Source organism: Clostridium coskatii (assembly GCF_001675205.1).
In the GTDB taxonomy this organism is placed as follows: domain Bacteria; phylum Bacillota; class Clostridia; order Clostridiales; family Clostridiaceae; genus Clostridium_B; species Clostridium_B ljungdahlii.
The window spans coordinates 72,425-85,594 of the sequence record NZ_LROR01000056.1; the positions used below are offsets into that span (position 1 = coordinate 72,425).

A 13,170-nucleotide genomic window follows, 5' to 3' on the forward strand; every position below is an offset into this window, starting at 1 on the left:
AGCTGCCCCCTTTTAAGTTATTGTAATTTTTGCATTTAAAGATTAGAAATAGAAATTTAAATAAGATATTAATACATTATTATTAAAAATGATTGTAAATTAGAATACTGAAGAGTTAAATATGATATAATCTATACTCAAATAAGTTAATTTAATATAGCATACCATATAATGTGTGATGGTATAGTATTGTTTTTGCTTATACTAACTAGTTCGTCCATTTTTATTATAAATCTGAATTATACTTCTGTCAATATATATTAATTTTGTAATAATATATTATAAAATTAAGCAAAAGTGTAAAATTTATAAGCTTTCTAACTTAAAAATAAACTTATACGCAGAAACATTTTACAATTATGAAACCCATTTAAATATTTTAGATTTATCAAAATATTTAAATGGGCTGAAGGTTGTAAAAATATTTAGATTATAAGTTTATTTTTTGCTTTATAACCATATACTTCTTTTACATTTCTATTTTATATTTTTTAATCTTGCTGTACAAAGTATTTCTCCTAATTCCCAATGCTGCTGCCGAATGAGTTATATTTCCCTTAAACTTCTTCAACACCTTTACTAAATGTTCCCTTTCCACGTAATCCAATTTTAAGCAGTCTTCATTAATATTTACAAGTACATCATTATTACAACTTTCTTCTGAAAAATAACCTGCAGGTACAGATTCAGTATTTATAATTAATTCCACTACATTTTCTAATTCCCTTATGTTTCCAGGCCAACTGTAGTTAATCATTTTTTGTAAATATTCTCCTGGTATAACTGGTTGTTTTTTACTTAATTTTTGTGATATGCTCTTAATAAAATATTGAATAAGAATAGATATATCCTTTTTTCTTTCTCTAAGTGGTGGTAAATATAAAGGCAGTACATTTAATCTATAATATAAGTCTTTTCTAAACCTTCCACGCTCCACTTCTTTTTTTAAATCTCTGTTTGTGACAGCTACAATCCTAACATCCACAGGTATAGATTTTGAACTCCCAATTTTCGTTATTACGCCTTCCTGAACAACTCTTAGAAGCTTTGTTTGCATATCAAGAGGCATTTCTCCAATTTCATCCAGCATTATAGTTCCGCCATCTGCCAATTCAAATTTTCCAAGGTTGCCACCCTTTTTGGCACCCGTAAAAGCTCCTTCTTCATATCCAAAAAGCTCTGACTCTATAAGCTGTTTAGGGATAGCTCCACAATTTAAAGCTATAAAAGGCCCATCTACTCTGCTGCTGTAATTATGAATAGATTGTGCAAATACCTCTTTTCCCGTACCGCTTTCTCCCATTATAAGTATAGTTGATTTACTATCTGAAATCTTTTTGGCATACTCTATTATTCTCATAAAGCTTTCATCTTGGCCAATTATTTTATCAAAAGTATAGTAAGCCTGACCATCATTTCTTTTCCTTGCCATTTTGATTTCTTCAAAAACATATACTACCTCAACGTTATCATCTTCACAGTTATATATAGAACTGGTAGTTAGTTGATATCTAGTTTTATTTCTCACAGCCACTATGTTTGTTTCTTTTGAAGTACCTTGGCCTAAATATATGGACGTCTTTATATCATTCCAGTTTTCTATAATATCTTCCATTTTATCTGCTTCTAACTTATTACCTCTTATACCAAACATATCTTGTGCTTTTTTATTGCAAATTTTTATTTTACCATTTATATCAGAAGTTATTATAGAAACAGGACTAGAATTAAATATATTTTTTATATGCTTGTAATTCATATTTTGAATCTTATTGCATTCTTTTACTTTAAGCATTTCTTCTATAGCATTTGACGCCGCTATAACCATCCCAAGTGTATGAGAATGTACAAATTCGGCATACCCAGTAAGATTCAATACGCCTATAAGTCTTCCTTTACTATCTTTTATAGGTGCTGCAGAACACGTCCATTTGTGATATGCTCTAATAAAATGATCATCTCCAGAAACTTGAACTGGCATTTTAGTACTTATAACCATACTCATAGAGTTAGTTCCAATATTTTCTTCATTCATAAAAGCCCCTGGTACCATCTTTAAAGAAAAAGCTTTCGAAAGTATTTTTTCATCTCCCAATGCATTTAATATACATCCTTCTCCATCAGTAAGTAATACAAAGAAGTTGAAACCCTTTACAAAATTAATTAGCTGCTCCATATAAGGTGCCGCGGTCAATATTAGATTTCTGTTAGCTGCAAATTTTTTCTGTAATTCATTATCATATAATATTTTTTTACTAAAAACCTGGCGTGAATCAATACCAAACTTTTTACATCTTTCATGTGAAAGTTCTATATCCGTTTTATATACAGCTTCATTATCCAATTTAGAAGTAACTGTATTCACTATAATCCCCCCCATTATAATAACAACTTCCAATTCCACTCCCCATTACTAAAGGAAAGTTCATTTATACACCCATAGGGTTGATTTATTTTAAATATATCCTGCATAGATATTGATAAAATATTCTTTAGTATGACTCTATTAACTCCTGCATGGGAAATTATAATTATATTGCCACTAGTGCTATTTATAATAGATTTAAAAACAGGGATAACTCTTTTCTCAAGATTTTTAAAACTTTCTCCCCCTGTTGGTACAAAACCTCCTATATCTTCTCCTCTACTTTTAAACTGCTCTGGTAAAGAGCTTTTAATAAAACTAAAAGTTTTTCCTTCCCATTCTCCCATGTTTATTTCCATTAACTCATTTACTATAATCTTATCTATATTTCTATCTTCTAAAATTATATGTGCTGTTTCAACACATCTCTTTAGAGGACTTAAATATACTTTCTCTATGTCTATTTTTTCAAAAAATCTTTTTAATTTTAGCACTTGTAAAGTACCTTCTTCATTTAAAGGTATATCTGTAATTCCTATGTAACGTTTTTCATTACCTACATTTATTTTTCCATGTCTTATTAAATATATTTTTCTACTCATATCTAAAATTTTTCCCCAATACATTCTCTATCTTTTTTTCGATTTTTCTAGCTTCCCCAAACCTTTTTCTCACTTTATTTAATGCTTCAAGATTATTTGAAAATCTTGAAGAATATTCAGAAAATCTTTTTTCTAATCCTACTAATTCGTCTTCCTGAACAACTTTATCTGCCAAGTACAGTAGCTCTCCTTCTGTAATATTATCTTCTTCATTTACCTCTATATCCATGTGAGTTGCTATTATTTTCGCTATATTCGGGTAACCCAAGTCACTTAATATTCTAGCCCCTTCTTTAGCATGATTTTTTTCTTTTCTAGCCAAATCATGCAAAAGTCCTGCAGCTAACATTGTATTCTTATTAAAATTATATTCTTTACTATTTAACTTATTTAAAACATTTAGGGCTATTTCTGATACCTTATTACTATGTCTCCTTATATTACAAGGTACACCATATAAGTCTAAAATGCAATAACATTCTTCCAAATTAGGTGCTTTTAAATAAAAATATTCTAGTAATTTTTTATAGTCTTCTTTAATATCCATATCCATCAATATACCTTGGTCTGGAACCGAAACTCTTATAGAATCATTGTCAAACTTTTGAAGTATTCTCTTTAGTCCCCCTTCACCATCACTTTTCATTATTTCTGATCTATACTTACAATCTATGAAGGGAGGATGCCCTGATTTTTCATTAAACTTAGGATATATAATGCCCTTACCATACTCCATATATTTATCTTTTAACATATTTACAGTATGTGTTTTTATGAGAGGTATATCTACAGGATTCATAAAAAATCCTTTTACATCCTCTTGCAATACTTCCATACCCTTTACTATGGAAGAAAACATGCCCTTTGAATAATCTTCATTTTTTATCCACCTAACTCCTAAATCTTTAATTACATCTATTACTTCATTTTGCCTGTGGCCTACTATTACTACAATATCATCAATTTTTGAAGCCTTAAAAGTATTTATTATCATTTCCACTGCAGTACATTCTCCAAATTTCAAAAGTGGTTTAAAGTCTCCCATCCTTGAAGAATATCCTGCCGAAATGATAATGGCCCCTAATTTATCTTTTTCCATTAAAAGTCTCCCTTTTTACCTTTATTAGTTCTGCCACAATACTTATTGCTATTTCTTCAGGAGTTTGTGCATATATAGAAACACCTATAGGACTATGTACCCTTTTTAAATCTTCCTCTGTATATCCTTCATCCAAAAGACTCTCATAAACAAACTTCCTTTTGCTCTTGCTTCCTATCATCCCTATATACTTTGCATTAGTCTTAAGCATCTGCCCTAATACTTCCTTATCGTAAGCATGCCCTCTTGTAACTATTACTATATAACTATTACTATCTACCTTTATATATTTAAGAATATTTTCAAAAGAAGGAATTGCTTTTACTTCTTTTACATCTTTAAACCTTTCCTTATTTGCAAATTCCTGTCTATCGTCTATAACAACAATGTCAAAATCCAGACTTTTGGCTACTTCTGCAATTTTTTGTGCTACATGTCCCGCACCTATTACATATATAGTTTGAGTATTTAAAACAGGTTCTATTAAATAATGTTCCTCTTCTAGGTCAGTATACTTCATAGTAATATTTTTAAAATTTTCTTTTATTTTTCTAATTATGTACTGAATCTTTTCATCTTCTTTTCCATAAAATGATGCTTCACTACAAATCCATTTATCTGTGCCTTTTATGCTTTTTCCTTCTTCAGGTATTCTAGTTATAATTGCAAAATTATCACCTTTTCTCTTCAGCTTCTGCACATTTTTATACATTTCCACCATATCACTGTCTTTATAATCTACATATTCCAGAAGCAATTTAAGATCTCCACCGCAGGCAGCACCTAAAGCCTCTGCACCTTCATTTGTAAGTGAACAATTTTTAATTATATAAGCCTCATTTTCAAATATCCTTGAAGATAATTTTATGGCCAATGCCTCAAATATGCCTCCACCTATAGTTCCTATAATAGAAAAATCCCTTTTTATAATCATCTTGGTACCTTCTTCTCTAGGCGCAGATCCAGATTTTTCTAGAATAGTGGCCAAAACAAAATCTTCTTTTTTATCCAGAAGATTATTTATCATCTCATATATATCTTCCACATTTATCCCCTCCATCTATAATCATATATTTTTCGCTTTACCATACTATTTTTTACTTCTATACTTTTTTTCATATACTTTAATACAATTTCCAAAGTTCCATCAATTAATGCTTCTCTTACTGATGGAATTTTTTCTATGCTATTTTTAATACGCCCTTTTAATTTGTAAAAGTCTTCTTCATCTTTTACAGCAATATCTATATACAAAATATTTTTCTTTTCAATATAAACATTATAATTTATTACATCTTCAAAAGACAAGATTATTTCATCCAAATCTCTCATAGATAGGAATTTATTTTTACCTATTACAATTTTATTTTCCATCCTTCCATGAACTCTTTCCATAGTCTTTAAAAAAGTACCACAAGCGCACAAACTTGCTTTAAAACACCCTATATCACCTGTTTTATATCTTATTAAAGGCATTCCTTCTCTTGTAAGAGTTGTAAATACTATCTCTCCATATTCTCCATCTTTTGCTACCTTTCCTGTACGAGGATTTATTACTTCAAAATACAGATCATTTTCTCTCATATGGTAACCACTTAAAGCCTCACATTCTACTCCTCCTCCATACCCCATTTCCGTCATACCATAGTGTGTGAAAACTTTACAGTTAAATTTATGTGTAATTTCTCTTATTAATGTTTCTGGCACATAATCAGCACTTAGAAGAATTTTTTTTATATTGGCTTTAAATGTTTCAGATTCCACTCTGGAAAAATACAATACCTGAAGTGGAATCCCTACTATACAATCTATACCTTTTTCCTTTATAAATTCTGCAGTATCCTTAGGATTTACAAGTACACCTTGAACATAGCATGTTATATCTATATCCTTTAACGCTTTTTTTAGCAAATCTCCTATACTGCCATGACTATTTCCTGGTAAAAGCACCAATACCCTGTCATTTTTATTTACAATACACTGCATACCATATTTAAAAAATTCTACAGTAAGATCTAAGTCCTTTTCCGTAAAATATATTCTTTTTTCTTCTCCACTTGTTCCCGAAGTTCTTAACGTTACTATCCTGGCAACATCTCTTTGAGGTACGCATAAAAAATTATTTGAGTTTTCTTTTATATGTTCTGGCAATGTAAAAGGAATTTTTTCAAAATATTTAAAGGATTTTATATCATCTTCCTCAATATTTTTCAAATATTCCTTATAAAACTTACTATATTTTTTTCCGTAATCTATAACTTTTCTTATTTTATTTAACTGATAATTTTCTAAAGCTTCCCTACTTTTTTCCTTTATCCCCGTTTTATCCACTATCCATGCTTCAAGTGGTGTCAGCTTCATTTTGCCCTCTCCCCTTTAACTCCACAGTTTCTGTAAATCCACATTTCAAATGTCTTGAAATGCCATGGTAGATATACTAAAAGTATAGCTATTTATATTGTACAATATTTTATCCCAACTGTTAATTTTACTAATCATCCCTATTTCCAAATTCATATCCATACTTACATATTATCTGTTGAATCTTCTCATAACTTTTCAATAAAACATCTCCACACTTTACAGGATAATTTATATTACCATTTTCATCAGTTATTTTTTGAATTCCTATTATATCTCTGCACTCTGTGCTTTCAAATTTTTCTTTAAACCAATCTATATATTCACTTAACATAGGTTGAAAATTTTCGCCATAATATTCTCTAGGCTCACCTTTTCCTGCATAAAGTCCTATAACAGCTATACCTCCAGTTAAAATTCCGCAAACCTTTTCGCTAGATCCTAATCCCCCACAAAGGCCATTTAAGGCCTTTATTAAATCTGTTTTTTCTTTTTCCTCATCCTCTAAAGCCAATTTAAGCATTATTTGGGTACAACAAAATCCTGATGAAGCCAATTTATATATACGAAAAGCAGTATCATTTATAACTTTTATTCTCCTTCTCTGCTATCATCACTTATCTTCCAGTCCCTTTTCTACCTCCTTCATTTTTCCTAATGCAAGTTTCTCATCTATAATTACCATTTTACATTGTGGACACTGCATGAGTTCAACTTGAAAATTTCCTCCAAGATATAAAACCTTTACCTGTCTAAGTTCTAATTCTTTATTACATTTGTCACAAATCCATGGAGTTTTCTCTTCTTTATTAATATTCATAGCTATTCCTCCACTACTTCCATCCTATGGCTGTAAACGTCTTTAACAAAAATTTGATTTTCATTTTTTTCATATTCTACCCAATAGGTAACACTACCAATCCTAAGTCTGCATAAATAATGAGAATTTTCAGGATTAAAAAATCTCTCTTTATTTTTTTGCGCATTATCTACTGCTTTTTCTATATCTTCAAGCAAAATCAGTCTTTCTTCCATTTGATTTTGCACATTGTCCGGTATATTTAATTTAAATCCATAATCCTTTTTAAAGTCATTCATTTCCTCATTCCATATTTCTTTTAAAAGTTTCTTTTTAACAAGTGCCCTATTTTCATGACGCTTTGAAAGACTTGGAACTTTTCTCAGTCCGGCTTCTTCTAAATTATTGCTATAAATTAAGTCTAAGATATGGAAGGTTTTTTTACCTTCATCTATAAATAGATCCTTACACATTGCACAGTAAACTAAATAATCCAGGTTACTTTCACCTATCCTATCTTTTGCAAATTCCCTAGACTGCTCTCTATTTGCAAAATATACTAAGCCTCCATAGCCACAGCACTTAGTTTTTTCTTTTGAAAATTTGAGTTCTTTTATTTCATATCCTAATTTGTCTGCTATACTTCTTATACTTTCGTGAATTTCTTTATTATGCCTTGTTGAACATGCATCTTGTACAGCTAACACTTTCTTTTTCTCTGTTTTATTATTTTTCCTGATACCATATTTATCCATAACTTCCCATAGAGAAATAAGTTTAATATCCGGTATATATTTTTTAAAGTTTCTATAGCAACTTGAGCAAGCTAAAATAAAAGTTGGCTTTCCTGCTTTTTCCCACTTATCTTTCATATCCTCCATATTCTTCTTCACTAAATCCTGTCTTCCAGCCCAATCTGCTGGTGCACCGCAGCAGCCTAACATTATCCCAACTCCATCTTTAATATTATCCATGAGATATTTATATATTTCAGGTATATATTCAGGAGAAGAAGCAGGCAGCTGACATCCAGGATAAAACATATATTTCACCTTTTCATATCCCGGCTGATTTTTTACCATAGAAAAATGTTTACTATTACTAAATTCCATATCTCTAAGTCCAAAATCATGAGCTGACACAGGCATTTTTTCTCTTTCTACCATACTTTCACGGGTTTCTTGTATTATATCCTTCATGTCTAAATTAGAAGGGCACACTTCACCACAAAGTCCGCAAAGAGTACATGAATTAATCATTTCATTTGCATAATGATCTCCTAGTACTATGTTTTCGTTATGATTTATCTGCCTTATATACTTTCTAGGTTCAGTATTATACTTTCTTAAATGTGGACAATTTTTAGCACACTGTGAACATTCACATTTCAAACATCTTTGTGCTTCTTCTATTGCCTCCTTTTCATTATATACTGAAGAAGTCCTTTTAATAGGTTCTACAGTTTCTATATCATCCAATTGAAGTTTTAAGGGAGTATCATAAGGACCTTCATTTTCTCTAGCTGCTGTAAGAGAAGTTTTTTGAAGGTATCTGTCAATGGATGTAGCTGCCCTTCTTCCAGAACTTATGGAAAGTATAACTGAATCGCCTTTGTTTACAACTCTTCCCCCTGCAAACAAAGAACTATCCTCCACCTGGAAAGTTTGTGGATTTACTTTTAAATCTTTTTTCCAAGTTCCTGTCCCCATGTAAACTGCATCATAGGTATTGAGTATATCCTCCAATTTTTTTTCATCTACAAATTCATTGAACTTAATTGTTATATCGTCTTTATTCATTATTTCTAGTTCTTCTTCTATCGTTTGCTTTGAAAGTTGTTCCCCCTGGAAGTTCCACAATCTGCCGCCTATTTTATCACTTTTTTCGTAGACAGTAACTTGATATCCTTTTCTATCCAAGTCGAAAGCAGCAACAATACCACTTATACCTGCGCCTATTACTGCAACCTTTTTTTCATTTTTAGGTATAGGAATAGACTTTTTGGGGGAAGAAAAACCTAACTCTATTGCTGTCCTTTCAAGCTCATGTATATTTATGCCTCCACCTAATTTATTTCTAGGACATACGCCCTTGCAAGGCTCATCACATATACTTCCTATTATTCTTGCAAAAGGAACCTTCTTAGACATAATTTTATAGGCTTTTTTAAAGTCTCCCTTTTGTATTTCTTCAATAAAAGCTTTTACATCCATGTGTAAAGGACACCCTGCTATACAGGCTGAAGGTTTGTCTCCAATACATAACTCTCTTCTATTTAGTAGTTTATTTAAATCCATAGAACTTCTCACCTTCCTTTATAGATTATTAACTCTAGAACTAAACTTATAAAGTTATTTTCTTTTGCTTAAATCTTTGTAATATTCATTTCTTCATGTATATTTTAAATCATCTAATAATGAAATGATACTGGATAAGTTTAGTCTCAATGTTAATTATCTATACCAAAAAGGAATCAGAAACTTAAAAAAAACACTTCAATATAAAATGTAGAAATTATTTGCTTCTGATTCCTTTATAGAGATATGCCTAATATACGTTATCTCTTATTTCTTAAGTGCTGCCAAGACCTTCTCAGGTAAAGCTGGCAATTTAGTAATACGTGCTCCACAGGCGTTATATATCGCATTAATTATTGCCGCATGTGGTGCTGAAAGAGGCATTTCTCCTGATCCTGCTGCTCCATAAGGGCCATTTGGTCTTGGTGTTTCCTGATGAATAAGTGTTATATTGTCTGGAACATCTTTTATTTGAGGTATTCCACAAGCTGTAAGTGTAACATGTTTCTTTAAATCTTCAAAATCTTCACTTAAAGCGAGTCCTATACCTTGAACTAATCCACCATAAAGCTGTCCTTCAACTACTATTTTATTTACTATAGTACCGCAATCTGAAACCATAGTAAGATTTTCGACTTTAGTCTTTCCTGTATTGACGTCGACTTCTACTTCTGCCATAAGTACACCATACATATATACAGGGAATGGATTTCCTTGACCTGTCTCTACATCACAAGCAGTACATGGTGCTGTCCACTCTCCATCATATTTTACTGGAAGACCTTGAGCTACCATCTCATCATAAGTTCTATAAGTCCCATCTTCTTTTTTCAAAGCATTTACCAAGTTTTCACAGGCAACTCTTGTAGCATTACCAGTTAAAACATTAGAACGACTTCCACCTGCAGGGCCACTATCTGGCGTAAATTTCATATCATTCATAACGAGTTTAATTTGTTCAGGTTTTATTCCTAAAGGTTTTAAAGTTTCATGAGCAATTGTGAGTGTTCCCATATCAGCACCTTGGCCATGATCTTCCCAGGAGTTTGCCACAGTAACGCCTTCTAGAGTAATTTCAGCCCAAGCTCTTGATGTATCTGGACCGTCTAGGCCGCATCCATATATGAGAAGTGAAACTCCCACACCATATTTTTTATCTCCAGAACTAGCATTATTTTTATCCTTAACTCTCTTTTTTGCTTCATTATAAAATGGTCTTAATTTATCTATTGCCTGAGGCAGACAAATTACATCTGGAGGACATCCATTTGGAGTTGTATCTCCTTCTCTATAAACATTCATGTATCTAAATTCTAGAGGATCCATTCCAACCTTCTCAGCTAGCTCATCAATTGCTACTTCTGATGCAAAAAGAGATTGAGGTGAACCATATCCTCTAAATGCAGAACCCCAAGCATGGTTAGTGGCTACAGTACGGCCTTCACCTCTTATATTTGGAATATTATATCCGGCACCCATAAATTGAGTTCCTCTCATTGTCAAAAGATCTCCAAATTCAGAATATGGTCCATGATCTACACTCCAATCTGTTTCCAGTGCCTTTATCTTTCCATCTTTATCTGCACCATATTTAAGATGCATGAAGAAAGGTGACCTTTTTCCGGTATATGTTATCTGCTGATACATGTTAAATTCAAGATATACAGGTCTTTTAGTTACCATAGCAGCTACTCCAAGAAGACCTTCCATTGTTGGACTAAATTTATAACCAAATGTACCTCCTGTAGGATTTTGAACTATTTTAAGTTTTTGGAGTGGTATTCCTATTCCATCTGCAACCATTGCTGCATGTATGTGTATTCCAACGCTCTTTGAATGTACCATTAAATCTCCATCTTCATCAAAATATGCGAATCCAACATCTGGTTCAAGTGGTAAATGTGGTTGTCTTCCAACATAAAAATCATCTTCAACAACATAAGGAAGAGAATCCATTAAAGGTGCCGTATCTCCACCTTTTTTAGTACCGCACTCAAAGTAAATATTAGGAGTTCCTGGATGAATTTCTATAGCATCTTCTGCCATAGCAGCTGGTGCACTCATATATGCTGGTAGCTCTTCTAACTCTACTTTAACTTTTTCTACTGCTGCTTCAGCTACTGCTGGATTTTCTGCCAAAACCATAGCTATAGCATCTCCAAATTGGAAAACCTTTTTATCATTTAATATAGGCCTTTCAAGTCCATCACCCTTATTGGATGGAAAAGCCAAACCATTTATTCTATTAGTGCCTGGTACATCTTTATATGTTAATACTTTATATACTCCAGGTATTTTTTCTGCTTCTGAAGTATCTATAGATATTATATTGGCATGGGATACCGTTGCCTGAACTAATTTAATGTGCAATGTTCCTGGTGGAAGTTCTAATCCAAGATCCGCTCCAAATTCCCATGATCCTGTTACTTTTGCAAGGGCAGATGGACGTACTACACTTGAACCAAGTAAAGTTCCATCTTTAGGAAGTTTAGCCCATATATCTTCTTTTCTTATTTCTCCACGCATAAGTTTTGCTGCTTCCATTACAGAATCAACTATTGGTTTGTATCCCGTACATCTACATACATTTCTATGTTTTTGAAACCAATCTCTTACTTCTTCCCTAGTAGGATTTATGTTTTCATCTAAAAGTGCCTTTGCAGAAACTATAAATCCAGGAGTACAGAATCCACACTGTGCAGCACCATGAACCATCCATGCTAACTGCAGTGGATGAAGATGCTCATTGGTGCCAACTCCTTCTATAGTTATAATATTTGCTTCATCAGGAACTCTTTTAATTTTAGTTATACAAGCTCTTACAACATTTCCATCCAAAATTATAGAGCAGGCACCACATTCTCCTTTTCTACATCCAACTTTTGTTCCAACCAGATGTAATTGTTTTCTCAAAACATCTGCTAAAAATGCCTCAGGATCTGCTATAACAGTCCTTTTAACTCCATTAATAATTAAGCTCTTTTTTAACATATTGTACCTCCTTGATTTTATATTATTGGAAGAAATATTAATTTCACTATTATTATGAGCAATGATTAATATCAATATTCAAAATGTTGAACTCACCTACGTTTTCTTTAAACTTTCTTTTTGAAATATAATTAGAGGGTTACCAACAGCATATCTGTAGGTAACCCTCTAATTATATTTTTCAAATGAAAAATATTATATTTGTATATTGTACTTTTTTATCTTACTGTATAAAGTATTTCTCCTTATACCAAGTGCTTCTGCCGAATGAGTTATATTCCCCTTGAACTTCTTCAATACTTTAATTATATGTTCTTTTTCCATATAATCCAGCTTTAAACAATCATCACTAATATCTACAAGTACCTCATTATCACAATTTTCTCCTGTAAAATACCCTGATGGTATAGATCCTGTGTTTACAATTAGTTCAACCAAATTTTCTAATTCTCTTATATTTCCAGGCCAATTATAATTAATCATTTTCTTCAAGTATTCTTCTGATATAACTGGCTCTTTTTTATTTAATTTTTGTGCTATATTCTTGACAAAATATTGAATAAGAAGAGGTATATCCTTTTTTCTTTCTCTAAGTGGAGGTAAGAATAAAGGCAGCACATTTAGCCTATAATATAGATCCTTTCTAAATCTTCCAG

Annotated in this window: 10 protein-coding genes; all 10 read right to left on the minus strand. The window is 31.7% G+C overall.

What is annotated here, in order from left to right; all coding sequences use genetic code 11:
* Positions 1 to 469: 469 nt before the first annotated feature.
* Positions 470 to 2,380 carry a sigma-54-dependent Fis family transcriptional regulator gene (locus CLCOS_RS14210; protein ID WP_063601699.1) on the minus strand — a complete coding sequence of 637 codons (1,911 nt, stop codon included), beginning with the start codon at positions 2,378 to 2,380 and terminating at the stop codon, positions 470 to 472.
* Positions 2,380 to 2,967: an alpha-ribazole phosphatase gene (gene cobC / locus CLCOS_RS14215; RefSeq protein WP_013239046.1), complete on the minus strand. Its 588-nt coding sequence runs from the start codon at positions 2,965 to 2,967 to the stop codon at positions 2,380 to 2,382. The genes CLCOS_RS14210 and cobC overlap by 1 nt, the downstream gene beginning before the upstream one ends.
* A complete protein-coding gene (locus CLCOS_RS14220) occupies positions 2,960 to 4,066 on the minus strand; it encodes a DVU_1551 family NTP transferase (protein WP_063601692.1) in 1,107 nt (368 codons plus the stop codon). Before CLCOS_RS14220 ends, cobC begins: the two co-directional genes overlap by 8 nt.
* Positions 4,053 to 5,111: an XdhC family aldehyde oxidoreductase maturation factor gene (locus CLCOS_RS14225; RefSeq protein WP_063601693.1), complete on the minus strand. Its 1,059-nt coding sequence runs from the start codon at positions 5,109 to 5,111 to the stop codon at positions 4,053 to 4,055. Before CLCOS_RS14225 ends, CLCOS_RS14220 begins: the two co-directional genes overlap by 14 nt.
* A 2-nt stretch (positions 5,112 to 5,113) precedes the next feature.
* Positions 5,114 to 6,427: a DVU_1553 family AMP-dependent CoA ligase gene (locus CLCOS_RS14230; RefSeq protein ID WP_063601694.1), complete on the minus strand. Its 1,314-nt coding sequence runs from the start codon at positions 6,425 to 6,427 to the stop codon at positions 5,114 to 5,116.
* Between the two features lie 130 nt (positions 6,428 to 6,557).
* Positions 6,558 to 7,022 carry a DVU_1555 family C-GCAxxG-C-C protein gene (locus tag CLCOS_RS14235; RefSeq protein WP_420806598.1) on the minus strand — a complete coding sequence of 155 codons (465 nt, stop codon included), beginning with the start codon at positions 7,020 to 7,022 and terminating at the stop codon, positions 6,558 to 6,560.
* 18 nt (positions 7,023 to 7,040) lie between these two features.
* Positions 7,041 to 7,247, minus strand: coding sequence for a DVU_1557 family redox protein (locus CLCOS_RS14240; protein ID WP_063601695.1), 207 nt, complete (start codon positions 7,245 to 7,247; stop codon positions 7,041 to 7,043).
* Between the two features lie 2 nt (positions 7,248 to 7,249).
* Positions 7,250 to 9,523, minus strand: coding sequence for a pyridine nucleotide-disulfide oxidoreductase/dicluster-binding protein (locus tag CLCOS_RS14245; protein ID WP_063601696.1), 2,274 nt, complete (start codon positions 9,521 to 9,523; stop codon positions 7,250 to 7,252).
* Between the two features lie 267 nt (positions 9,524 to 9,790).
* Positions 9,791 to 12,514, minus strand: a complete 2,724-nt coding sequence (locus CLCOS_RS14250) for a molybdopterin-dependent aldehyde oxidoreductase (protein WP_063601697.1) — start codon at positions 12,512 to 12,514, stop codon at positions 9,791 to 9,793.
* A gap of 195 nt (positions 12,515 to 12,709) precedes the next feature.
* On the minus strand, positions 12,710 to 13,170 hold a 461-nt coding region (locus CLCOS_RS14255), incomplete at its 5' end, for a sigma-54-dependent Fis family transcriptional regulator (RefSeq protein ID WP_193756608.1).